The sequence below is a fragment of the Paraburkholderia sp. D1E genome (assembly GCF_052682275.1).
Map to the genome: position 1 here is coordinate 1,414,063 of NZ_JBQYMB010000001.1, position 24,105 is coordinate 1,438,167.

General features: G+C 61.0%; 23 protein-coding genes. 16 read left to right on the forward strand and 7 right to left on the reverse strand.

Annotated elements, in window-relative coordinates; genetic code table 11:
* Positions 1-25 precede the first annotated feature (25 nt).
* The 5 genes from ACUN0E_RS06610 to ACUN0E_RS06630 all read right to left on the reverse strand — a co-directional run bounded on the left by ACUN0E_RS06610 (position 26) and on the right by ACUN0E_RS06630 (position 5,569).
* On the reverse strand, positions 26-1,477 hold the full coding sequence (locus ACUN0E_RS06610; RefSeq protein ID WP_445566034.1) for a bifunctional 2-methylcitrate dehydratase/aconitate hydratase: 1,452 nt from the start codon (positions 1,475-1,477) through the stop codon (positions 26-28).
* A gap of 25 nt (positions 1,478-1,502) precedes the next feature.
* On the reverse strand, positions 1,503-2,009 hold the full coding sequence (locus ACUN0E_RS06615; protein ID WP_408239107.1) for a hypothetical protein: 507 nt from the start codon (positions 2,007-2,009) through the stop codon (positions 1,503-1,505).
* 105 nt (positions 2,010-2,114) lie between these two features.
* The gene (prpC, locus tag ACUN0E_RS06620; RefSeq protein ID WP_445566035.1) at positions 2,115-3,302 is read right to left on the reverse strand and encodes a bifunctional 2-methylcitrate synthase/citrate synthase; all 1,188 of its coding nucleotides are present in this window, start codon (positions 3,300-3,302) and stop codon (positions 2,115-2,117) included.
* A gap of 160 nt (positions 3,303-3,462) precedes the next feature.
* Complete coding sequence (locus ACUN0E_RS06625; protein WP_445566036.1) at positions 3,463-4,479, reverse strand: HpcH/HpaI aldolase/citrate lyase family protein; 1,017 nt, start codon at positions 4,477-4,479, stop codon at positions 3,463-3,465.
* 106 nt (positions 4,480-4,585) lie between these two features.
* Positions 4,586-5,569 (reverse strand): malate dehydrogenase, encoded by a 984-nt coding sequence (locus ACUN0E_RS06630; protein ID WP_074289036.1) that lies wholly within the window; start codon positions 5,567-5,569, stop codon positions 4,586-4,588.
* A gap of 507 nt (positions 5,570-6,076) precedes the next feature.
* Here ACUN0E_RS06630 and ACUN0E_RS06635 point away from each other — a divergent pair.
* The 7 genes from ACUN0E_RS06635 (at position 6,077) to gltA (ending at position 12,079) form a co-directional block, all read left to right on the forward strand.
* On the forward strand, positions 6,077-6,877 hold the full coding sequence (locus tag ACUN0E_RS06635; RefSeq protein ID WP_408231156.1) for a GntR family transcriptional regulator: 801 nt from the start codon (positions 6,077-6,079) through the stop codon (positions 6,875-6,877).
* A 157-nt stretch (positions 6,878-7,034) separates the two neighbouring features.
* Positions 7,035-7,451 carry a succinate dehydrogenase, cytochrome b556 subunit gene (gene sdhC / locus ACUN0E_RS06640; protein WP_408231153.1) on the forward strand — a complete coding sequence of 139 codons (417 nt, stop codon included), beginning with the start codon at positions 7,035-7,037 and terminating at the stop codon, positions 7,449-7,451.
* Between the two features lie 4 nt (positions 7,452-7,455).
* Positions 7,456-7,824 (forward strand): succinate dehydrogenase, hydrophobic membrane anchor protein, encoded by a 369-nt coding sequence (gene sdhD, locus ACUN0E_RS06645; RefSeq protein WP_063498406.1) that lies wholly within the window; start codon positions 7,456-7,458, stop codon positions 7,822-7,824.
* A gap of 4 nt (positions 7,825-7,828) precedes the next feature.
* Positions 7,829-9,604 carry a succinate dehydrogenase flavoprotein subunit gene (sdhA, locus tag ACUN0E_RS06650; RefSeq protein WP_408231149.1) on the forward strand — a complete coding sequence of 592 codons (1,776 nt, stop codon included), beginning with the start codon at positions 7,829-7,831 and terminating at the stop codon, positions 9,602-9,604.
* A 24-nt stretch (positions 9,605-9,628) separates the two neighbouring features.
* On the forward strand, positions 9,629-10,333 hold the full coding sequence (locus ACUN0E_RS06655; RefSeq protein WP_144137785.1) for a succinate dehydrogenase iron-sulfur subunit: 705 nt from the start codon (positions 9,629-9,631) through the stop codon (positions 10,331-10,333).
* Between the two features lie 85 nt (positions 10,334-10,418).
* Complete coding sequence (locus ACUN0E_RS06660; RefSeq protein WP_408340100.1) at positions 10,419-10,694, forward strand: FAD assembly factor SdhE; 276 nt, start codon at positions 10,419-10,421, stop codon at positions 10,692-10,694.
* 83 nt (positions 10,695-10,777) lie between these two features.
* The gene (gltA, locus tag ACUN0E_RS06665; protein WP_325045389.1) at positions 10,778-12,079 is read left to right on the forward strand and encodes a citrate synthase; all 1,302 of its coding nucleotides are present in this window, start codon (positions 10,778-10,780) and stop codon (positions 12,077-12,079) included.
* Between the two features lie 96 nt (positions 12,080-12,175).
* On the opposite strand, the gene ACUN0E_RS06670 is transcribed toward gltA, so the two are convergent.
* On the reverse strand, positions 12,176-13,252 hold the full coding sequence (locus ACUN0E_RS06670; RefSeq protein WP_445566037.1) for a helix-turn-helix domain-containing protein: 1,077 nt from the start codon (positions 13,250-13,252) through the stop codon (positions 12,176-12,178).
* Positions 13,253-13,398: 146 nt separating this feature from the next.
* Here ACUN0E_RS06670 and ACUN0E_RS06675 point away from each other — a divergent pair, with 146 nt between their 5' ends.
* The 5 genes from ACUN0E_RS06675 (at position 13,399) to leuB (ending at position 18,360) form a co-directional block, all read left to right on the forward strand.
* Complete coding sequence (locus ACUN0E_RS06675) at positions 13,399-14,649, forward strand: DUF1479 domain-containing protein (protein WP_445566038.1); 1,251 nt, start codon at positions 13,399-13,401, stop codon at positions 14,647-14,649.
* A 250-nt stretch (positions 14,650-14,899) separates the two neighbouring features.
* A complete protein-coding gene (gene leuC / locus ACUN0E_RS06680) occupies positions 14,900-16,309 on the forward strand; it encodes a 3-isopropylmalate dehydratase large subunit (RefSeq protein ID WP_445566039.1) in 1,410 nt (469 codons plus the stop codon).
* Between the two features lie 6 nt (positions 16,310-16,315).
* Entirely contained in the window at positions 16,316-16,474 is a 159-nt protein-coding gene (locus ACUN0E_RS06685; RefSeq protein ID WP_028196115.1) for an entericidin A/B family lipoprotein, read from the forward strand.
* An 86-nt stretch (positions 16,475-16,560) separates the two neighbouring features.
* Complete coding sequence (leuD, locus tag ACUN0E_RS06690) at positions 16,561-17,214, forward strand: 3-isopropylmalate dehydratase small subunit (protein WP_445566040.1); 654 nt, start codon at positions 16,561-16,563, stop codon at positions 17,212-17,214.
* Positions 17,215-17,292: 78 nt separating this feature from the next.
* Positions 17,293-18,360, forward strand: a complete 1,068-nt coding sequence (leuB, locus tag ACUN0E_RS06695; protein ID WP_445566041.1) for a 3-isopropylmalate dehydrogenase — start codon at positions 17,293-17,295, stop codon at positions 18,358-18,360.
* 21 nt (positions 18,361-18,381) lie between these two features.
* Here the strand turns inward: leuB and ACUN0E_RS06700 are convergent, their stop codons facing one another.
* Positions 18,382-18,666: a hypothetical protein gene (locus ACUN0E_RS06700; protein ID WP_445566042.1), complete on the reverse strand. Its 285-nt coding sequence runs from the start codon at positions 18,664-18,666 to the stop codon at positions 18,382-18,384.
* Positions 18,667-18,729: 63 nt separating this feature from the next.
* Here ACUN0E_RS06700 and asd point away from each other — a divergent pair, with 63 nt between their 5' ends.
* The 4 genes from asd (at position 18,730) to ACUN0E_RS06720 (ending at position 24,059) form a co-directional block, all read left to right on the forward strand.
* On the forward strand, positions 18,730-19,851 hold the full coding sequence (gene asd / locus ACUN0E_RS06705; protein ID WP_445566043.1) for an aspartate-semialdehyde dehydrogenase: 1,122 nt from the start codon (positions 18,730-18,732) through the stop codon (positions 19,849-19,851).
* A gap of 139 nt (positions 19,852-19,990) precedes the next feature.
* Positions 19,991-22,540, forward strand: a complete 2,550-nt coding sequence (locus tag ACUN0E_RS06710) for a FimV/HubP family polar landmark protein (RefSeq protein WP_445566044.1) — start codon at positions 19,991-19,993, stop codon at positions 22,538-22,540.
* Entirely contained in the window at positions 22,537-23,349 is an 813-nt protein-coding gene (gene truA / locus ACUN0E_RS06715) for a tRNA pseudouridine(38-40) synthase TruA (protein ID WP_408231121.1), read from the forward strand. Before ACUN0E_RS06710 ends, truA begins: the two co-directional genes overlap by 4 nt.
* On the forward strand, positions 23,346-24,059 hold the full coding sequence (locus ACUN0E_RS06720) for a phosphoribosylanthranilate isomerase (RefSeq protein ID WP_445566045.1): 714 nt from the start codon (positions 23,346-23,348) through the stop codon (positions 24,057-24,059). Before truA ends, ACUN0E_RS06720 begins: the two co-directional genes overlap by 4 nt.
* The last annotated feature ends 46 nt before the right edge of the window (positions 24,060-24,105 follow it).

Consider the following 24,105-nt stretch of genomic DNA (forward strand, 5'->3'; position numbering starts at 1 on the left):
CGCGGAACTACAGTACTTAACTTAACTAGATGACGTACAGATCGACGTATTCATTGACCGGCATGGCTTCGAGCCTTGCCTGATCGAGCGACACGTCGAGAATCGCCAGTTGTTGCCTGACCGGAAAGCGGCGCGCGAGATTGGTCTTGAACTTCTCGACCAGCAACGGAATCCCGTCTTCGCGACGACGCTTGTGACCGATCGGGTATTCGACTACAACTTCGTCGAATTTCGACCCGTCGTTGAATTCGACCGTCAGTGCATTGGCGATCGAACGCTTCTCCGGATCGTGGTAATCCTTCGTGAACTGCGCGTCTTCGACACATTCCATCTTTGCGCGCAGCACATCGAGTCGCGCGTCCTGCGCGATCGAATCTTCATAGTCCGCAGCCGTCAGGCGGCCGTGGATCAGCGGCACGGCGATCATGTACTGAATGCAATGATCGCGGTCGGCCGGATTGTTCAGGGGGCCTTTCTTGTCGATAATGCGGATCGCGGCTTCGTGGGTGCGGATCGTGATCTTTTTGATGTCTTCTACGCGCTTGCGTTGAGTTGCGAGCTGCGCGTGCAGCTTCATGGCCGCTTCCACCGCTGTTTGCGCGTGGAATTCTGCCGGAAACGAAATTTTGAAGAGCACGTTTTCCATCACGTACGAACCGTACGGACGCTGAAACTTGAACGCGTTGCCCTTGAACAGGACATCGTAAAAGCCCCAGGTTTTAGCCGTCAGCACCGACGGATAACCCATTTCGCCGGTCTTCGCAATCAGCGCGAGACGCACGGCGCGCGATGTCGCATCGCCTGCGGCCCACGACTTGCGTGAGCCGGTATTCGGCGCATGGCGGTAGGTGCGCAACGCATGCCCATCGACAAATGCTTGCGATACCGCGTTGATCAACTCGTCGCGCGTCAAACCGATCATCTGGCCGACCACTGCGGTCGACGCCAGCTTCACCAGCAGAACATGATCGAGCCCGACCTTGTTGAACGAGTTCTCGAGCGCGATACAACCTTGAATTTCGTGCGCCTTGATCATGCCGATCAACACGTCTTTCATCGTCAGCGGCTTCTTGCCCGCTGCGATGGCACTGCGCGAGAGCCAGTCGGCTGTCGCCAGAATCCCGCCGAGGTTATCCGACGGATGGCCCCATTCCGCTGCCAGCCAGGTATCGTTGAAGTCCAGCCAGCGGATCATCGCGCCGATGTTGAAGGCGGCCTGAACCGGATCCAGCTGGAAGGAAGTTCCCGGCACCTTCGCGCCGTTGGGGACGATCGTGCCGGGCACGATCGGTCCCATCAGCTTGGTGCACGCCGGGTAGGTGAGCGCCTCGAGTCCGCAGCCGAGTGTATCGATCAGGCAGTTACGCGCGGTGTCCAGCGCGAGCGTGCTGTCGATCGGGAAATCCAGCACGTAATCGACAATATCGACCAGGACTGGGTCCGGGTCGGGTCGCACGTTGGAAATCGGAGCGGACATCGGGGAGCTTTCCTGATGTAACGGATTAGTTGGTCTTGTTGATCGCGTTCGATTGCGTCGGAGCCGGCGCGCCCTGGATCATGGCTGCCGTCTTGCATTCGTCGGCCAGACGCGAGCTGTCCTTATCCGAGAACAACATCGCCTTCGTCGGGATCACGACGAGATCCATACCCGATGCGGCGTCGTGGAAACGGTCTGCGCCCGTGGTGGTCGCTTCGCGCGGCAAATTGTAGTTTTTGTTCGCCCAGTGAACCGTGACGATCTGGTCACGCTTCATGTCGCCCTTCAGGTCGAATGCCAGACCTTCGTTGCACGACCACTTTTCGGAGCCGTCCAGAATCGGATCGACCTTCGCTTCCTTGGACGGATTGGCCTTGCGCTTGATCAGGCGCTTCGGTTGCGGGCGCTTCGCCACAGCCTTGGCAGCCGGCTTCGTGGCGGTGGTCGCCGTTTGTGCGGCGGCGTCAGTCGCGACGGTCAGCATCGTCGTGGACAGTGCGCCAATCACGGCGGCGATCATCAGCTTTTTCATGGTGGAGAACCTTTCTATCTAATTTCAGTTAAACAGTGCGCGGGCTACCGGTCCTGGCAACCGCGAGGGTTGAACTGCACGCGCTTTGAAAGCGCACAGCGACCGCTATTTTCTCCTATTTAGCGGCACGTACTTCAAATTCTCGGGACCGGTGTAATTCGCGCTCGGACGAATGATCTTGTTGTCGATCCGCTGCTCGATAATGTGCGCGCTCCAGCCTGCCGTGCGGGCGATCACGAACAGCGGCGTGAACATCGCCGTCGGCACGCCCATCATGTGATACGACACCGCGCTGAACCAGTCGAGATTTGGAAACATCTTTTTCGCATCTGCCATCACTGTTTCAAGACGCTCGGCGATGCTGAACAGCTTGGTGTTGCCCGCTTCCTTCGACAACTTCTTCGCGATGTCCTTGATGACCTTGTTGCGCGGGTCGGAAATCGTGTACACCGGGTGACCGAAACCGATCACCACTTCCTTGTTTTCAACGCGCTTACGGATATCGGCTTCGGCTTCGTCAGGCGTTTGGTAGCGCGACTGGATCTCGAACGCGACTTCGTTCGCGCCACCGTGCTTCGGGCCGCGCAGCGCGCCGATTGCCCCGGTGATGGCCGAGTAGATATCCGATCCCGTACCGGCGATCACCCGGCCGGTGAAGGTCGACGCATTGAATTCATGCTCGGCATACAGGTTCAGCGACACATGCATCGCGTCGACCCATGCCTTCGACGGCTCCACGCCGTGCAGCAGATGCAGGAAGTGGCCGCCGATCGAATCGTCGTCGGTTTCGACCTCGATGCGCTTGCCGTTGTGCGAGTAGTGGTACCAGTACAGCAGCATCGAACCGAGCGCGGCCATCAGCTTGTCGGCGATGTCGCGTGCGCCCGGCAGGTTGTGATCGTCTTTCTCCGGCAGCACGGTGCCGAGCACCGAGACGCCTGTGCGCATCACATCCATCGGGTGCGCGGCGGCCGGAATCCATTCCAGCGCGGCCTTGACGTTCGCGGGCAGGCCGCGCAACGCCTTGAGCTTGATCTTGTAGGCGGTCAGTTCGGCCTGCGTCGGCAGCTTTTCGTGGACCAGCAGATACGCGATCTCTTCAAATTCGCATGCGCCGGCGATGTCGAGAATGTCGTAGCCGCGGTAATGCAGATCGTTGCCGGTCTTGCCGACCGTGCACAGCGCGGTGTTGCCCGCCGTCACGCCCGACAGGGCGACGGATTTCTTCGGTTTGAAGCCGCTTTTAGGTTCGTTCTCGCCTTGTGCACCGGCGGTTTGCGTCGTCTCGCTCATCTCCCGCAATCTCCTTTGTGCCTGCTCGCTGCTTCAGGTTGAACGGTGCATTTGACGCCTGCTCCCTGCAGCACCAGGCGATGCTGGGACTTGCTTGCACGGGCCCATATGAGAGCGCCGTTCAGCGCTGCTATGCGGGCTGCTGCGTTGCTCATCGTGCTCATGATGCGACTTGCCCGTTAGCGCCCACTTTCGTGAAGAGCGGCGCAGCGTCTTGCGGGACGGTGCGGCCAGTGGATTGCGCGCGACGCAGCACCGACCAGTAGTAGCGATAGCTCGCACGGTCGTGCAGCGTGTCGTGATAGCGCGTAGGTCCCCATTGAGCGGACTGCGCAGCCAGCAGAATTTCGGTTGCGGTGACGATTTCCTCGTCACGCGGTGCAAACGCGGCGACGATCGCCTCGATCTGCGCCGGATGGATACTCCACATCCGCGTGTAGCCGAACTCATTGCGGGCGCGGGCCGCGTCGCTCGCAACCACGCTCATGTCGCGCACTTCGGTGCTGACGTTATGCGACGGCACCTTGCCGTGCGCGTGACAGGCGGCCGAGATCTCGAGCTTCGCGCGCCGCACCAGCGGGTGATCGAATTGACCGGGCGAGCGCATGGCGGTATCGGGGATCGCGCCGTCGTGCGCGGAGACGAAGTCCATCAGGCCGAAGCTCAGCGCCTCGACGCCGGGCAGCGCGGCCAGATCGAACACGCGCGTCAACGCGCCATGTGTTTCGACCAGTAGTTGCACGGGCACCGGCTGTGCAATGCCGAGTTCACGCCGCGTCGCCTCGATGAACGCGACCATTTCGGCGGCATCAGGAACGTTGCGGATCTTCGGCAGGGTGATGTAAGCGGGCGCTCGCTTTGCAGCGCGCAGAATGAGACGGACGTCGTCACGCCAGTGCGGGTGGTCGAAGTCGTGGATCCGCACGCCGACGCGGCCAAATTGGTCATGCTCGCCACCCAGCAGCGACGCGACCAGCTCCGCGTGTTCGGCTTCGCGGCCGACTTGCGCACCGTCTTCACAATCGAGCGTGATGTCGAACACCGGGCCGAGTTGCTGCTGCAATGCCAGTGATTTCAGCATCAGCTTCTCGCTGCCGGCGTAATGATCGCAGGCAGGCAGCACAGCGGGCGGCACTTCGCCATCAAACAGCACTTCGGCGGGTGTGAGGGCGCGCATCTTCGGCGTCAGGGGCGTGGGTGGTCGTTAGGAAATCTGATTCACAAAAAAAACCGGAACCCGCCGCGATAAAGCTACGGAGTTCCGGTTTGTCTGCATCGGGCGCTTAGCCGAGCAGGTGTTGAACGCCTTCGCGCTCTTCGAGCAGCTCGTTCAGCGTGCCGTCCATCTTTTCGCGCGAGAACGCGTCGATAGCCAGGCCTTCAACGCGCTTGTACTCGCCGTTTTCGCAGGTAACCGGCACACCGTAGATGATGTCTTCCGGAATGCCATACGAACCATCCGACGGAATACCCATTGTGACCCACTTGCCGTTCGTGCCGAGTACCCAGTCACGCACGTGGTCGATCGCGGCGTTAGCAGCCGACGCTGCCGACGAGAGGCCGCGCGCTTCGATAATCGCTGCGCCACGCTTGCCGACGGTCGGGATGAACGTGTTGCGGTTCCATTCTTCGTCGTTGATCAGCTTGGTCAGGTCCTGACCTTCTGCCGTTGCGACGCGGAAGTCCGGGTACATGGTCGGCGAGTGGTTGCCCCACACAGCCAGCTTTTCGATCGAAGCGACCGGCTTGCCCGACTTGGCGGCCAGTTGCGACAGCGCGCGGTTGTGGTCCAGACGCAGCATGGCGGTGAAATTCTTCTTCGGCAGATCCGGCGCCGACTTCATCGCGATGTAAGCATTCGTGTTGGCCGGGTTGCCGACCACCAGCACCTTCACGTCGCGGCTGGCGACTTCGTTCAGCGCTTTGCCCTGAACCGTGAAGATTTCGGCGTTTGCCGACAGCAGGTCTTTACGCTCCATGCCTTTCGAACGCGGACGTGCGCCGACCAGCAGGGCCACGTCTGCATCCTTGAATGCGACCTTCGGGTCGTCAGTGATCACGACGCCCGACAGCAGCGGGAATGCGCAATCATCCAGTTCCATCACGACGCCTTTGACGGCGCCTTGCGCTTGCGGCAGGTCGAGCAGTTGCAGGATAACCGGCTGATCCTTGCCGAGCAGGTCGCCATTGGCGATGCGGAACAGCAGGGAGTAAGCAATTTGACCTGCGGCGCCGGTGACGGCAACGCGCTTTGCGGGCTTAGCCATTGAGAAATCTCCAGGACGATGCGTTAGACGCTAGGGAAAACGCCATTCTATATGCGCGTTCAGCGAAGCGTTGTGAAACACGGCGGAATTCACTGTTCGCGTACGGCCTCGTAATTTGCCGAGGCTGTGCGGCGCGCTGCGGCAAGACCGCCATGCCGGAACCTGTGCTGCTGAGGAGCGGGAAGCGAGGCATGTTGGCGCCGGGTAGCCGCTGCACGGTGCGGGCTCCTGCAAACAGCGCGTTTCGGCAAGCGTCTGACCAACGAATGGCGGCGAATCGAAACCTGGACTGCATGGGAACAGCATGGTGCAGAGTGGCTGCCGGTGCACTGCGGCGCTGCATTGCATAGTGCAAAACAGTCGCCGAAAAACCCGCAAACCCTTGCTCGACACGGAGTGTAGGAGTCGTCAGACACAAAGTCAACATTATCTTATGTCTTATATAAGACATATCTGTTGCGGGGAAAACCCTAGACGCGGCCCGGCCCTTTATGATGAAATGCGCGGATGACTTCGAACCCGGCGAACATCACGAATCCGAACGGCCATGGGGCTACGGGCGAGGGTGTATCCGCTGCCACGCCTGCTACGTCGCCCACTTTCAGCCCCTTGTATCAGCAGATCAAGGGCTTGATTACGCAGAGCCTCGAAAGCGGCGAATGGAAACCTGGCGAGATCATTCCTAGTGAAGTCGAATTGGCGGCCAGATTCAAGGTCAGTCAGGGAACAGTGCGCAAAGCGATCGACGAGCTTGCTGCCGACAACCTGCTGGTGCGCCGCCAGGGCAAGGGTACTTTTGTTGCAACGCACAATGAAGATCGTGCCCAGTTTCGCTTCCTCAGATTACTGGCCGATGACGGCGCGGAACACCCGCACGTCAGCCGCCTGCTTGAATGCCGGCGCTTGCGCGCTTCGGCGGATATCGCCCGGCAACTCGATCTGAAACCCGCCGATCCGGTGGTGCTGATCAAGCGCTTGTTGCAGTTCGACGGCGAAGTCACCGTACTCGACGAAATCTGGTTGCCCGGCGCCGTGTTTCGCGGGCTCACGCTCGAGCGGCTGTCGGAGTATAAAGGTCCCCTTTACGCGATGTTCGAGACGGAATTCGGCACACGCATGATCCGCGCAACGGAGAAGATCCGGGCGGTCGCGGCTGATCCTTCGGTTGCTGATCTGCTTCATGTGCCGGCGGGTTTTCCGCTGCTTTCGGTCGAGCGCGTGTCCTATACATATGGTGACCGGCCGGTTGAGGTGCGCCGTGGTTGGTATGTCACAACCGGGTATTACTATCAGAACGATCTGAGCTGAATCGGGACGAAAAAAGGCGCCGCGTCCCACACGCGCGCCTGTTTGAAGGTGCCTTTATTGCGCACGCTGTAACGGACCTGTAGTGGTTTTCGCTGCAGCGCGATATAAAAAGGCGCTAAAATTGCGGATTAGTGTGACTACATAGTAGGGGTCTAGCATGGCTGAAGCCGTAAAAAAACCGAGGCCGGAATTCCGGAACATCGGTATCGGGCAGATTTTGACGGCATACCGTCTCCCGCTAGCGGGGCGAGTGTCGATCTTGCACCGCGTAAGCGGGTTGCTGCTTTTTGTTTTTCTTCCGTTCCTGCTGTACCTCTTCGATCAGAGCCTGACTTCCGAACTCAGTTTTGAAGTCTTCAAGGGTTTCCTCTCCAACATCGTCGTCAAGCTCATCACGCTCGTTCTCGCGTGGGCCTTCCTGTTCCACTTCTGTGCTGGCGTGCGTCACCTGTTCATGGACACAAGCCACGGCCTCACGACTAAAGAGAAGGGCAAGCAAACCTCCATCGTGGTGCTGGTCGTTTCGTCGCTTCTGACGATTGCTTTTGCGCTCAAACTCTTCGGAGCATTCTAAAAAAATGGCAGCTAATAACCGAATCGGTCCGAAGCGTCTCGTTGTCGGCGCACATTACGGTCTGCGCGACTGGCTCGCCCAGCGCATTACCGCCTGCATCATGGCGGTCTACACGGTGATCCTGCTCGCGTGGTTTTTCGGCGCGCGCGATTTCTCGTATGACGGTTGGGCGTCGATCTTTGCAACGCAATGGATGAAGCTCGCCACGTTTGTCACGCTGCTGTCGCTGTTCTATCACGCGTGGGTTGGTATCCGCGACATCTGGATGGACTATGTGAAGCCCGTTGGCATGCGCCTGTTTCTTCAAGCGCTGACGATCGTCTGGCTGCTCGCATGTGCGGGCTACGCCGCGCAGATTCTCTGGAGAGTGTAAAAGAATGGCTGCAATCAAGAATTCTCTGCCGCGTCGCAAATTTGACGTGGTTATCGTCGGCGCAGGCGGCTCGGGAATGCGCGCTTCGCTGCAACTCGCGCGCGCCGGTCTGTCGGTTTGCGTGCTGTCCAAGGTGTTCCCGACGCGTTCGCACACGGTCGCTGCCCAGGGCGGCATCGGCGCATCGCTCGGCAACATGAGCGAAGACAATTGGCACTATCACTTCTACGACACGATCAAGGGCTCCGACTGGCTCGGCGACCAGGACGCGATCGAGTTCATGTGCCGCGAAGCACCGAACGCCGTCTACGAACTCGAACACATGGGCATGCCGTTCGACCGTAACGCCGACGGCACGATCTATCAGCGCCCGTTTGGCGGCCACACCGCCAACTACGGCGAAAAACCGGTGCAACGCGCCTGCGCGGCCGCTGACCGTACCGGTCACGCATTGCTGCACACGCTGTACCAGCAAAACGTTGAAGCGAAGACGCAGTTCTTCGTCGAATGGATGGCGCTGGATCTGATCCGCGACGCCGACGGCGACGTGCTCGGCGTGACCGCGCTGGAAATGGAAACCGGCGACGTTTATATCCTCGAAGGCAAGACCACGCTGTTCGCTACGGGCGGCGCAGGCCGGATCTTCGCAGCATCCACGAACGCCTTCATCAATACGGGTGACGGCCTCGGCATGGCGGCGCGTTCGGGCATCGCACTGCAAGACATGGAATTCTGGCAATTCCACCCCACCGGCGTGGCCGGCGCGGGCGTGCTGATTACCGAAGGCGTGCGCGGTGAAGGCGGTATTCTGCGTAACTCGAACGGCGAGCGTTTCATGGAACGCTACGCGCCGACGCTGAAGGATCTGGCGCCGCGAGACTTCGTTTCGCGTTCGATGGACCAGGAAATCAAGGAAGGCCGCGGCGTGGGTCCGAACAAGGACCACGTGCTGCTCGACCTGTCGCACATCGGCGCCGAGACAATCCTGAAGCGTCTGCCGTCGATCCGCGAAATCGCCATGAAGTTCGCGAACGTCGATTGCATTAAAGAACCGATTCCGGTTGTGCCGACCATCCACTATCAAATGGGTGGTATCCCGACGAACATCAACGGCCAGGTCGTTGGCACGTCGAAGGGTCACGAAGAAGTCGTCAACGGTTTCTACGCAGTGGGCGAATGCTCGTGCGTGTCGGTGCACGGCGCAAACCGTCTCGGCACGAACTCGCTGCTCGACCTGGTGGTGTTCGGCCGTGCGGCCGGTAACCACATCGTCAAGCACGTGCGGGACATCAAGGAGCACAAGCCGCTGCCCGCCGACGCTGCCGATTTCTCACTGTCGCGTCTGAACAAGCTGGACAAATCCACGTCGGGCGAATACTCGCAAACCGTTGCGGGCGAGATCCGTTCCACGATGCAGGCGCATGCCGGTGTGTTCCGCACGTCGAAGCTGCTGGCCGAAGGCGTGGAGCGAATTCGCGAAGTGGCTGACCGTGTCGACAACATCTACCTGAAAGACAAGTCGAAGGTGTTCAACACGGCACGTGTTGAAGCGTTGGAAGTGGAGAACCTGATCGAAGTGGCACGCGCCACGATGGTTTCCGCCGAAGCACGCAAGGAAAGCCGCGGCGCGCATGCGCAAAACGACTTCGAACATCGCGACGACGAAAACTGGCTGCGCCATACGCTGTGGTTCAGCGAAGGCGATCGCCTCGACTACAAGCCGGTTCACATGCAACCGCTGACCGTCGAATCGGTACCGCCGAAAGCGCGAACCTTCTAAGGCACAAGTCAAAGGAATTCAGAAATGGCTAAGCGTACATTTGAAATTTACCGCTACGATCCGGATAAGGATGCAGCGCCGCGCATGCAAACGTACGAGATCGACATCGACTCGCACGAACGCATGCTGCTCGACGCGCTGCTCAAGCTGAAAGCGGTCGACGAAACCTTGTCGTTCCGCCGTTCGTGCCGCGAAGGCGTGTGCGGTTCGGACGCGATGAACATCAACGGCAAGAACGGTCTGGCCTGCTTGCAGAACATGAACGACCTGCCGCAAAAGATCGTGCTGCGTCCGCTGCCGGGCCTGCCCGTCGTGCGTGACCTGATCTGCGACTTCACGCAGTTCTTCAACCAGTATCATTCGATCAAGCCGTACCTGATCAACGATACGCCGCCGCCGGAAAAGGAACGTCTGCAGTCGCCGGAAGAACGCGACGAGCTCGACGGCCTGTACGAATGTATTCTGTGCGCCAGCTGCTCGACCTCGTGCCCGAGCTTCTGGTGGAATCCGGACAAATTCGTTGGCCCGGCTGGCCTGTTGCAAGCCTATCGTTTCATCGCGGACAGCCGTGATGAAGCGACGGGTGAACGCCTCGACAACCTGGAAGATCCGTACCGTCTGTTCCGTTGCCATACGATCATGAATTGCGTCGACGTTTGCCCGAAGGGCTTGAACCCGACCAAGGCGATTGGCAAGATCAAGGAATTGATGGTTCGCCGCGCTGTTTGATATGAACAACCCCCACGCTCCCTATCGTTCGCTGCCCCCCAAGGGGGCGGTCAGTACGCTTGGGGGCGGCCCGGCGCGTACTGACATGAACAACGAAACATCGCATCAGTCTGACCCTCTCCGCCGCGCGCGCCTTCGCTGGCGTGCGCGGCGGGGCTTGCTGGAAAACGATCTGATCTTTGAACGTTTTTTCAGCCGATATGAGCATGACCTCAGCGATGCCGATGTAGGCGCTCTTACGCGTCTGCTCGAGCTGAGCGATAACGACCTGATGGACTTGCTGCTGGTCCGCAAGGAACCGGAAGGCGACCTTGCCGACCCGGATGTGATCCGGGTGCTGGAGCTGCTGCGCAACGCTTGAGCGTCTTGAGCGCCGCTTGTCCGTTGTTCCCAGGCGTGCAAATTATCGAAACCCTGTTTCCATACTTCGATTGAGGATGTGCTATGACCCCGTCAGATGTTAAAGCCACGCTATCGTTCAGCGACAATTCGCCGAGCGTTGAAATGCCGATTTACAAGGGCACTCTCGGCCCGGACGTGATCGACATTCGCAAGCTGTACGGCCAGACCGGCAAGTTCACGTACGATCCGGGCTTCATGTCGACGGCGGCGTGCAATTCGGCAATCACCTACATTGACGGCGACAAGGGCGAGCTGCTGTACCGCGGCTACCCGATCGACAATCTCGCGGAAAACGCCGATTTCCTCGAAACCTGCTACCTGCTGCTGAAGGGCGAACTGCCGAACGCAGCGCAGGAGAAGGAATTCGTCGACACCGTCACGAAGCACACGATGGTGCACGAGCAGATGCACTTCTTCTTCCGTGGCTTCCGTCGCGACGCGCACCCGATGGCGATTCTGGTTGCGGCAGTTGGCGCATTGTCGGCGTTCTATCATGACTCGCTCGACATCAATAACCCGCGTCACCGCGACGTATCGGCTATTCGCATGATCGCGAAGCTGCCGACGCTGGTCGCGATGGCATACAAGTACAGCATCGGCCAGCCGTTTGCGTACCCGAAGAACGACCTGTCATATAGCGCGAACTTCATGCACATGATGTTCTCGAACCCGTGCGAAGAGTACAAGGTCAACGACGTGCTGGTGCGCGCTCTCGACCGTATTCTGATCCTGCACGCTGATCACGAACAGAATGCGTCGACGTCGACGGTTCGCCTGGCGGGTTCGTCGGGCGCCAATCCGTTCGCATGTATCGCAGCGGGTATCGCTTGCCTTTGGGGCCCGGCGCACGGTGGTGCGAACGAAGCCGCACTGAACATGCTGGAAGAAATCGGCTCGGTCGACAACATTCCTGAGTTCATCAAGCAGGTGAAGGACAAGAACTCGGGCGTGAAGCTGATGGGCTTCGGTCACCGCGTCTACAAGAACTACGATCCGCGTGCGAAGCTGATGCGCGAGACCTGCCACGAAGTGCTGGAAGAGCTGGGCCTGCACGACGACCCGCTGTTCAAGCTGGCCATGGCACTGGAAAAGATTGCGCTGGAAGACGAATACTTCGTGTCGCGCAAGCTGTACCCGAACGTCGACTTCTACTCGGGTATCGTTCAGCGCGCGCTGGGCATTCCGACGTCGATGTTCACGTGTATCTTCGCGATGGCGCGTACCGTGGGCTGGATTGCACAGTGGAACGAAATGATCGCCGATCCGGAACAGAAGATTGGCCGTCCGCGTCAGCTGTTCATCGGCGATACGCAACGTGAAGCGAAGCCGATTGCGCAACGTTGATCGGGTTGAGCCTGCGTAGTTTGTAGTGGTTCGTTTGCTGCGAATCAACGCAAAATCCAACGCAGGATCTGGCTGATGAAAAACGCCCCAACGGGTTCACCGTTGGGGCGTTTTGTTTGGGGGCGTACGTGCCTGACGTCGCCGGATTCGTTCGAGCGAAGGTGGCCGTATTTCGAGGTTGGCTGGCGTGGTGGCGACGTCCTTCGGTGCCTGCCCGTGCGTTTCGAAAAAACGCCGATACGCGCTCGGCGTCAAGCCGCGCGCCGACAGGAACTGTCGATTGAAATTGGCGAGATTTGGAAAGCCGGCTTTCGTCGCGATCAGCGCGATCGGCCAGCCTGTATCGGTCAACTGCCGTGTCGCATAGCCGATGCGTAGCCGGTTCAGATAGCGTCCGACGCTTTCACCCACATGTCGCACGAAGTAACGGTGCAGCGAGCGCTCCGAGAGGTTGGCCACCTCGCATAGCTCAGCCACGCGCAGCGGTTCGTGGAAACGCCGATCAAGCAGATTGAGTACGCGATTCAGCCGCTCCGCTTCCGATGCACTGCCGCCCGGCGTGACAGCGGGTGCGAAGGCGGCCGTCTGCGCGCCTTGCGCCTGTGGCATCGCTCGCATCGTCTGCGAGTCGCGAGCGCGTCCTTGTCGCGCGCCCAACCCGTGTGCAGCCGGCGACGCCAGTGGCTCGGATTCCGCCTCAGAGAGACATGCGAGCACCTCCAACACCGCGCCAAGCCGCACCCGCGGCGACGTATCCAGCAGAGCATCAATCTGTCCACGCATCAACGCTACGGCTTCTGGCGCAAACCGCAGCCCCGGCGCACCGCGCCTCAACAATGTCCGCAACGAAGCAAACTCCGGGCAGCAATCGGCCATCCGCCGTGCCCAATCGCCACTGAACCACACCACGATCGCCACCTGTGGCTTGCGTGCGTCGATCGGCTCCGTCGACGCCCACGTGTGCGGCATATCCGGTGGCACCAGCACGAGATCGTCGCCGCTGTAATCGGCGATATGGTCACCGACGAAGCGCCGGCCGCGGCTATTCATCGTCAGCGTGAGTTCATATTCAGGGTGGTGATGCCATTCGAACGGGATCTGCGCGAGTTGCCGATGGTAGACGCGGATCGAGCAGCCGTCGGGGATGGTGACGCGTTCGTATTGGGGTTTCACGCTACGCAACCTGGCCGCGGGAAGGAAAAGCGGCGAATGTCAGAATTGTATCGATAATTGGCTGAAAAGGATGTGTGGTGAACGCCAAAGCTCCCTAATCTGGACGCACTGCAGCCCCACACAAAACCGATACAAGGAGACAAACCATGCCGCTCGTGATCGACAATCTTCCGGAGGCGATCCGCACCACGAAGCGCGCGCTGCGCGCCGCGTTGCCGAACTATGCGCAGGTATTCAGTGAAGTCGAAGGCGCGATCCGGCAGCAGGTCGACGCCATCCGCCGAGACCGCGAAGACGGGCGCGAAGCCATTCCCGTGTTCGACTACTCGGAGATCATTTCCGGCGACATCGGCCCAGCTACGATCGCCCGGATCAAGACGCGCGGCGCATGCGTGGTGCGAGGGGTTTTCCCCCGCCAGCAAGCCAGCGACTGGAACGATGAAATCGCGCAATACGTCGAGCGCAATAGCCTGGACGATAAGCTCGCGCACCGCGCAGAGGACAAATATTTCGGCAATCTTTCATCGAGCAAGCCGCAGATCTACGGGGTGTACTGGTCGAAACCTCAAACGGCGGCGCGGCAGTCCGAGCAGTTGACGAACACGCGCGTGTTCCTCAACCGTTTGTGGACGTCGGAGAGCGAAGGGAAGCAGCACTTCGATCCAGCGCGCGTGCCCGTCTACGCGGATCGTATCCGCCGCCGGCCGCCCGGCTCGGAATCGCTGGGTTTGTCGCCGCACGTCGACGGCGGCTCGGTGGAGCGCTGGCTCGATCCGAATTTCCAGCAGGTGTACCGGCACGTGCTGTCGGGCAACTGGCGCGCGTACGATCCGTTCGATGCGGCCTTCCGTCCGGATGTGCAGGAGATCCCGTCGCCCGCCGTATGTTCGATGTTCCGCACCTTCCAGGGCTGGACTGCGCTGACGCCGCAAGGACCGGGAGACGGAACGCTGCAATTGATCCCAATCGCCAACGCCATGGCCTACGTGATTCTGCGCGCCTTGCAGGACGACGTTCCCGACGACGAACTCTGCGGCGCACAGCCGGCGCGTGCGCTGTCGATCAAACCTGAATGGCACAGCCTGCTGCTCGACGCAGTCACCCCGATCCCGCACATGCAAGCGGGCGACGCCGTGTTCTGGCACAGCGACGTCGTGCACTCCGTGGAAGATGCGCATAAAGGCAGTGGCTACAGCAACGTGATGTACATCTCGTCCGCGCCGTGGTGCGCGAAAAACGAGGCGTATCTGAAGCGCCAACTGCCGAGCTTCCTGCGAGGCGAGAGTCCGCCGGATTTTCCTGCCGATCACTTCGAAACGGATTTTATTGGCCGCGCACAAGAAAGCAATTTGACGCCGCAAGGGCGCACGCAGTTGGGGTTCGATCTCGAACGCTGAGCCTGGGTGTGCATGGCCGTGCATGCCGTCACATGAAGCGCCACGCCGCGCTAACCCCTGAGCACGCGTGGCGTTGCATCGCGCACGCCACGCAATCCGTTGCCGGGTAACGCTCATACAGGTATCGTCACTACCACCCAACTCCCTGTTTTTTATCGGTTTTTTCCATGATTGAGGGGCCCAAAGCGGGGTTCTGCGTGGCATAATCGACCGACACGGTCAGCCCGCAGTCACTACTACTCCGCATACCATGGCACAGACTCTCTACGATAAATTGTGGGACACACACGTGGTCCACACGGAAGAAGACGGCACGACGATTCTCTATATCGACCGTCACCTGCTGCACGAAGTCACCAGCCCTCAGGCGTTTGAAGGCCTGAAGCTGGCTGAGCGTCCGGTGTGGCGTATCAGCGCGAATCTGGCGGTGTCGGACCACAACGTCCCCACCACGGATCGCAGTCACGGCATCGCCGATCCGATCTCCAAGCTGCAAGTCGATACGCTCGACACGAACTGCGACGCCTACGGCATCACGCAGTTCAAGATGAACGATCTGCGCCAGGGCATCGTGCACATCATCGGGCCGGAACAGGGCGCTACGCTGCCGGGCATGACGATCGTCTGCGGCGACTCGCACACCTCCACGCACGGCGCGTTCGGCGCGCTGGCGCACGGCATTGGCACGTCGGAAGTCGAGCACGTGCTGGCTACGCAAACGCTCTTGCAGAAGAAGAGCAAGAACATGCTGGTGAAGGTTGAGGGCCCGTTGCCGCGCGGCTGTACCGCGAAAGACATCGTGCTCGCGATCATCGGCAAGATCGGCACGGCAGGCGGCACGGGCTATGCGATCGAGTTCGGTGGTTCGACGATTCGCGCGCTGTCCATGGAAGGCCGTATGACGGTCTGCAACATGGCGATCGAAGCAGGCGCGCGTGCCGGTATGGTCGCCGTGGACGATACCACCATCGAATACCTGAAGGGCCGTCCGTTCTCGCCGGCAGGAGTCGAGTGGGATCATGCGGTCGAGTACTGGAAGCAGTTCAAGTCGGACGAAGGCGCGCAATTCGATCGCGTGGTCGAGTTGAACGCCGCGGAAATCGTGCCGCAAGTCACGTGGGGCACCTCGCCGGAAATGGTCACCGCCGTGGACGGCCGCGTGCCGGATCCGGAACGCGAAAAAGACCCGGTCAAGCGTGACGCAATGGAGCGGGCGTTGAAATACATGGCGCTCGAACCGAATGCGCCGATCGAATCCATCAAGCCGGATAAAATCTTCATTGGGTCGTGCACCAACGCGCGCATTGAAGACATTCGCGCTGCGGCATACGTTGTGAAGAAGCTCGGCCGCCGCGTCGCGCCGAACATCCGTCTGGCCATGGTGGTGCCGGGTTCGGGGCTGGTGAAGGCGCAAGCGGAACGCGAAGGCCTCGACAAGGTCTTTACTGATGCCGGTTTCGAATGGCGTGAGCCCGGTTGCTCGATGTGTCTCGCGATGAACGCTGATCGGCTGGACCCGGGCGAGCGTTGCGCCTCCACGTCGAATCGTAATTTTGAAGGTCGTCAGGGCGCCGGTGGCCGTACCCACCTCGTGAGCCCCGCGATGGCTGCCGCTGCGGCTATCGAAGGGCATTTCGTCGATATTCGCAAGCTTGGATAAACACGCATGATGAAGAACATGAATCGCACCACTCTATTGCGCCGCTTCGCACTCGGAACCCTGGCTGGGCTGTTGCTGGGTTTGGCCGGCTGCAACACGGTGCACGGATTCGGCGAGGACATGTCGCACCTCGGCAATTCGATCAGCAATCACGCTGACAAATAAGCGATTTTTGATTTTTGCCGGCAATGTAGCGAGCGGCTTTCCGGCCGCTACGCGCATCGCCCGGTCTTGAAACAGGCGCAAGCGTCATGGATAAATTCATCGTACACACCGGCGTCGTGGCGCCGCTCGATCGCGAAAACGTCGACACGGACGCGATCATTCCGAAGCAATTCCTGAAGTCGATCAAACGCACGGGCTTCGGTCCGAACGCGTTCGACGAATGGCGTTACCTCGACCACGGCGAGCCGGGTCAAGATAATTCGAAGCGTCCGCTGAATCCGGATTTCGTGCTGAATCAGCCGCGTTATCAGGGCGCGTCGGTGCTGCTGGCGCGCAAGAACTTCGGTTGCGGCAGCTCGCGTGCGCACGCGCCGTGGGCGCTGGAGCAATACGGTTTCCGCGCGATCATTGCGCCGAGCTTCGCCGATATTTTCTACAACAACTGCTTCAAGAACGGCGTGCTGCCGATCGTGCTGACCGAACAGCAGGTCGATCACCTGTTCAACGAAACCTATGCGTTCAACGGCTTCAAGCTGACCGTCGATCTGGACGCGCAAGTCGTGCGTACGACTGACGGCGACGCCGCGTATCCGTTCGAAGTCGCGGGCTTCCGCAAGTATTGCCTGCTGAACGGCTTCGACGACATCGGCCTCACGCTGCGTCACGCGGACAAGATTCGCCAGTTTGAAGCCGAGCGGATCGCGAAGCAGCCTTGGCTGGCTCATCGCATCGTCGGATAAGGGCTTACAAGCCTGAGAGCCCGATGGCTCGCTGATTCACGCTCAAAAGTCTCGAAGAAAATCATCAAGGAAACTCGCATGAAGATCGCAGTCTTGCCGGGCGACGGCATCGGTCCCGAAATCGTCAAGGAGGCCGTGAAGGTCCTGAACGTGCTTGGCGAAAAGTTTGAACTCGAAGAAGCGCCGGTTGGCGGCGCAGGCTACGAAGCGAAGGGTCATCCGCTGCCCGATTCGACGCTGGCACTGGCGAAAGAAGCCGATGCGATCCTGTTCGGCGCCGTCGGCGACTGGAAGTACGACTCGCTCGAACGCGCGCTGCGCCCGGAGCAGGCGATTCTCGGTCTGCGCAAGCACTTGCATCTGTTCGCGAACTTCCGTCCGGCGATCTGCTATCCGCAACTGACGGGCGCTTCGTCGTTGAAGGAAGAAATCGTTTCGGGTCTCGACATCCTGATCGTGCGCGAACTGAACGGCGACATCTACTTCGGCGCGCCGCGCGGCGTGCGTTCTTCGCCGGATGGGCTGTTCGAAGGCGCGAAAGAAGGCTTCGACACGATGCGTTATTCGGAACCCGAAGTGCGGCGCATCGCGCACGTCGCGTTTCAGGCAGCGCAAAAGCGTCAGAAGAAATTGACGAGCGTGGACAAGGCCAATGTGCTCGAAACGTCGCAGTTCTGGCGCGACGTGATGATCGACGTGTCGAAGGAATATGCGGACGTCGAGTTGTCGCATATGTATGTCGACAACGCGGCGATGCAGTTGGTGAAGGCGCCGAAGGCGTTTGACGTGGTCGTGACCGGCAATATGTTCGGTGACATTCTCTCCGACGAAGCCGCCATGCTGACGGGTTCGATCGGCATGCTGCCGTCGGCCTCGCTCGACAAGAACAATAAGGGCTTGTACGAGCCGTCGCACGGTTCGGCACCGGATATCGCCGGCAAGGGTGTGGCGAATCCGTTGGCAACGATCCTGTCGGCCGCGATGATGCTGCGCTATTCGCTGAACAAGGCGGAACAGGCGGATCGTATCGAAAACGCGGTAAAGAAGGTGCTGGAACAAGGCTTCCGCACGGGCGACATCCTGACGCCGGGTTGCAAGCAGGTCGGCACCGTAGTGATGGGTGACGCGGTCGTCGCCGCGCTGTAAGGCGCATTGAAGCAAGCGGAGTTAGGTCGCTAAACAGTCTTCAAAGCGGCCTTTAAAACGCGAATTGGCCTCGAAACAGGCCGATTCGCGCGTAATGCGGGCGATAGCGGCGGCTGATGACGTCGCCGGATTCCGGTTTTCGTGTATATTGTAGCGATGGCGCACATAGCTCAAATCTCCTCGATTTCGAAACTCCACGGCAAAACGGCCCGTGTGGTTGAGCTCGCCATTACCATCAAAGCGCTCATTAAAACGATTACCCCGAAAACGATCACGAAACGCTGATCGTCCGTCGTGCCCGCTCATCTTCCCCGCGCGGTCACTGCGGGCAAAGATGCGGGGAAGTTTCCATTCGAAGGGTATGAAGTCATGAACGTAGGTCTCGTAGGTTGGCGCGGTATGGTCGGCAGCGTCCTGATGCAACGCATGCAGCAGGAAGGCGATTTCGACTTGATCGAACCGGTGTTTTTCAGCACCAGCAACGCGGGCGGCAACGCGCCGTCGTTCGCCAAAAACGAGACCAAGCTCAAAGATGCGACAAGCATCGAAGACCTGAAGAAGTGCGAAGCGATCATCTCGTGCCAGGGCGGCGATTACACGAATGAAGTGTTCCCGAAGCTGCGCGCAGCGGGCTGGAATGGCTACTGGATCGACGCGGCTTCGTCTCTTCGCATGAAAGATGACGCGGTCATCATTCTCGATCCGGTCAACCTCGACGTGATCAAGAACGCGCTGGTCAAGGGCCAGAAGAATTTCATCGGCGGCAACTGCACGGTCAGCCTGATGTTGATGGCGCTGGGCGGCCTGTTCCGCGAAAACCTCGTCGACTGGATCACGGCCATGACGTATCAGGCCGCTTCGGGCGCGGGCGCGCAGAACATGCGTGAACTGCTGCAGCAAATGGGCACGCTGTACGGTGCGGCCAAGGAAGACCTGGCTGATCCGTCGTCGGCGATTCTCGACATCGACCGCCGCGTGCTGAGCGCAATGAACAGCGACCGTATGCCGACCGACAATTTTGGCGTGCCGCTCGCCGGCTCACTGATTCCGTGGATCGACAAGGACCTCGGCAACGGCATGTCGAAGGAAGAGTGGAAGGGCGGCGCGGAAACCAACAAGATTCTCGGCAAGCCGGCCATGGGCACGCCGGGCTCGATCCCCGTAGATGGTCTGTGCGTGCGGATCGGCGCGATGCGCTGCCACTCGCAGGCGCTGACCATCAAGCTGAACAAGGACGTGCCGCTGGACGAAGTGAACAGCATCCTCGCGTCGGGCAACGACTGGGTCAAGGTGGTGCCGAACGAACGCGAAGCGTCCATGCGCGAACTGTCCCCGGCAGTGGTGACGGGCACGTTGACCGTGCCGGTCGGCCGTGTGCGCAAGCTGGCGATGGGCGGCGAATATCTGTCGGCTTTCACGGTTGGCGATCAGTTGCTGTGGGGCGCGGCAGAACCGCTGCGTCGCATGCTTCGCATTGTGCTCGACAAGTAAAGTAAACTACGCGCTTACGACGCGTAGAAAATTCAAAAAGCGTCGCGCTTGCGCGGCGCTTTTTTCATTGTGTGCTCCGATTATCTTGTCTCTTTCCAACCGCAAAAAAGGGCTGCGCGCTGACGCGCCAGGAGTCCCGATGAACCTTCGACTCTCTTCCCTTCGGGCTATGTTTATGCATCAAGGTACGGGCCGGCTGACGGCAGCGGCCGCTTTGGCGCTCGCGCTGGCTGGCGCCGGCGTTGGTAGCGCAGTGGCAGCGCCTGGCGACGCCGCAAGCGCGCCGGAGGGCGCCTCCGTTTCCTACGCCGCCGGGAGTCAATATACGGTGCGGCCCGGGCAGTCGTTGAACGACGTGGCGATTGCGGTCACGCAATCGCACGACCGGGGAACGCTCGCACGCGCTTCGCGCGTGCTGTTCGACGCGAATCCGAATGCCTTCATGAGCCATGACCCGAGCCGGATGCGCATAGGCGCGCTGTTGACGATCCCAGCACTGGATGCGTCCGGCGCTCTGGCGGCTTCCGCGCCGGTTGCGGGATCTGCATCCGCCGCATCGTCGGCTGCGACGGCTACGGCTGCTTCCGCGCCGAACGCGGCGGTGGTCGGCGCTGCAGTTGGCGTCGCGAGCGGCGTGGCGCAGGTCAATGTCGCCGCTGCGAGCGCGGCAAGCGCCGCAGCTCGCGCTGTAGCGCCGGCCACGCCTGCGGTGTCGGGGGCGGCCAGCTCGACGGCTGAAGCAAGCCCGGCGACGCCGGGTAGCACGACAACGGCTGGTGCGGTCTCGACGGCGCCCGTAGCGGGCTCACAGGCTGCAGGCGCGTTGCCGGTGAGCGGTGCACATGTCTGGTCGGGCGCGATCCAGCCTTCGGCCAGCGAGCCTGCGGAAGGTGCGTCGGCGCCTGCCACAGCATCTGTTCCAGCGACGGCCACTGAACAGCCGGCATCGCAACCGCGTGCGCAGGTATCCAGCTTGCAGCAATTGCTTGCGCTGAAAAACCGCGTGCTGATGGAGTTGCAGAAACATGGCATCGGCGGTGCGCCGGTCGCAACAGTTACTCCTTCGACGCGCGGTGCGCAGCCTGCTGCTGGCGTTTCGTCTGCGGCGGCCGTTTCCGGTCATGGCGGCGCTGCGATTTCCACGTCGAACGACGTTGGCATCTCGCAGACGAATTTGAGCGTGGCAGCAGCGATCGGCGCGGCGTTGGTCGTGCTGCTGGCGGCTTTGCGCCTGCGTCGGCGTAAGCGTCCCGATGTTGCTGCGGCTGGAGGCTCGCTGGCGGAGGACGCAGCGGCAGCTTCCGCGCGGGCGGTTGGGCCGCAGCAGGATGTCGTTCCGATGCCCGAACAGGTGCCGGCGAGCGAAGCATCGGACATGAGTGGCGAAGCGGCAGCGAGGCAGGCGGCCGCGCTGGTGGCGGCTGACCGCGAGACCGAGGGGCGTGAAGCGGCGGCGCGGCAAATGGCGGAGCGCGTGGCAGCAGAGCGTGAAGCGGAAATTCACGAGGCGGCTGCGCGGGAAGCGGCTGCGCGTGAGGCAGCAGAGAACGCAGAAACCGAACGCGCGGGGGCAGACCAAGCTGCAGCAGCGGAACGTGCGGCCGCAGAACAAGCCGCAACAGAACAAGCCGCAGCAGAGCACGAAGCCGCAGCTCACCAATCGTACACAGCCTTACCCGTACAAGACCCCAGCGCGTCCCAGCACACGTGGCAGGAAAGTCACCCAGCGCCCGCATCCATCGAACCTGAGCAGCCGAGCCCGGACCTCGTTCCGGCCGCCCAAAGCGATTTCACGTCCGAACCGCTTCCCGCAGCCCATCACGAAAATCTCGACGGAGCGACCACGGCTGCGAGCCTTGCAGCCGCCGCGGAACTCGGAGCTGAAGCTTTGCCGCTGACGTCGCTTGAACCGGTCAGCGAGACCTTCCAGCAAGAGGTGCCTGCGCACCGTCTGCAATGGGAGGACGAACCGGCATCGAGCGCGCCGGCCGCGCCGTTGGCAGAGCCGATGAATGAGCCGCTTGCCGAGTCGCGGAATCATCTCGATATCCCGCCACCGGTCATTGATTTCGCGCAACATCAGGTTGAGCCGCAACCGCAATCACACCAGCAAGTCGAAACCGCGACGCCCGATGGCGCACCGAATATCGAACCGGCAACCGTCGCGCAAAATCAGCCCGCTCCGTCCGTCCCGACCGGGTTCCCACGCGACGCCGTCGATGCATTCGGCAGTCTGGACATGTCATTGCCGCCGCGCGTCGAATCGACCGACGCAGCGGTGAGCACGCCCGGATCGCAGGCGGCACAGCCGGTTGCATCCCCGGAAACCGTTGCGCAGCAAGCTGTGGCACCGCACGATCCGGACGACACTCCGCACATCGCCGATGAAATCGCCGCCGGCACCGCAGGCCATGCTGCCGTTGCAGGCCTGGGCGCGGCCGGTTTCGGTGCGCTTAAGCTCGATTTCGACCTCGAATTGCCGCCGAGCCCGGCTCAGCCCTTGCCCGCCTTCACGCAGGCCGATCTCATCCGCATCGCCCGCAACAAGCTCGATCTGGCCGCCGAATATATCGACCTCGGCGATCTGTCCGGCGCGCGCACGCTCATTAACGAAGTGATCGAAGCGAACGATCCGGCCACGCGCGCCGACGCCCGCGCGCTGCTCTCGACGCTCGCGCCATTGTCGTGAAGCGTATTGCGCTAGGCATCCAGTACGACGGCTCGGCATTCTGCGGCTGGCAGTCGCAGTTACACCGCAAGACCGTGCAGGACGAGCTTGAACGGGCGTTGCGCGAGTTCGCGCAAACGCCCGTTCAAACCGTTGTGGCTGGGCGGACGGATACGGGCGTGCACGGCCTTGGCCAGGTCGTGCACTTCGACACTGAACTCGACCGCACGGACTTTTCGTGGATCCGCGGCACCAACGCCTTCCTGCCGAAGACGATCGCCGTGCAGTGGGCCAAGCCGATGCCCGACGCGTTCCACGCGCGCTTTTCAGCGTTCGAACGGACCTATTACTACGTCCTGTACGTCCATCCGTTCCGCTCGCCGATGCAGGCTACGCGAGCCGGCTGGATACACACGCCGCTCGACGTCGACGCCATGCGGACCGCCGCCGCCCACCTGATCGGCGAGCACGATTTTTCGGCGTTCCGTTCATCGCAATGTCAGGCGAAAACACCGGTCAAGCATCTGTATCAGATCGACTTACGGCAACAGGGCGACTTCGTTCATTTCCGTTTTCGGGCGAACGCCTTCCTGCACCATATGGTGCGCAACCTGATGGGCTGTCTCGTCGATATCGGACGGGGACGCCATCCCGCCGAGTGGATGGCCGAGGTTCTCGCCAGCCGCGATCGCGACTGTGCCGCGCCGACCTTCATGCCTGACGGCCTGTACCTGGCGCAGGTGGGCTATCCTGAGCAATTCGCCGTGCCCGCGCCACAGACCGGCAGCGTGCCGTGGAGTACCGTATGGACCGAGCAAGCGCAAACATGAAATCGACCGAAAACCTGGCAGCCGAATCTAACGCCGGCGCGCAACAGCACGCCGCGCCGCATCGCACGCGTATCAAGCTGTGCGGCCTGTCGAAGCCCGAAGACGTGACCCAGGCGATCGACCTCGGCGCCGACGCGATCGGCCTCGTGTTCTATCCGCCGAGCTCGCGCTCGGTAAGCGTTGCGCAGGCCGTCGAGTTGGTGCACGACATCCCGCCGTTTGTGTCGGTAGTCGGCTTGTTCGTGAACGCTACGCCGGACTGGATTCGCGAAGTCGTCAGTAACGTCGGGCTCACGCTGCTGCAATTTCATGGCGACGAAAGCCCGGAGCAGTGCGAAACCCTTGCCGGGGTTGCGGGTTTGCCTTGGTTGCGCGCGTTGCGAGTCGCGGCGGATACTCAGCCGGCAGATTTGGTAAAATCAGCGCTTAACTATTCAGCTGCCAGCGGCCTTCTGTTCGACACCCATGTCGAAGGCTATGGCGGCGGCGGGAAGGTTTTCGATTGGTCACTTATTCCAGCAGAGCTCGCGCGTCGGGCCGTTTTGAGTGGTGGGTTGAACGCGCAAAACGTCAGTGATGCGATCCATCGCGTGCGCCCGTACGCGGTCGATGTCTCGAGCGGCATCGAAGTGCCGGGCGCCAGGGGCGTGAAAGATCACGCCCGGATGGCGGCGTTCGTACGCGCAGTGCGCGCGGCAGACGCTGAATGATTCAGGCGGCGCGGTTTTTCATACGAAACCCGTGCGCCACACTGAG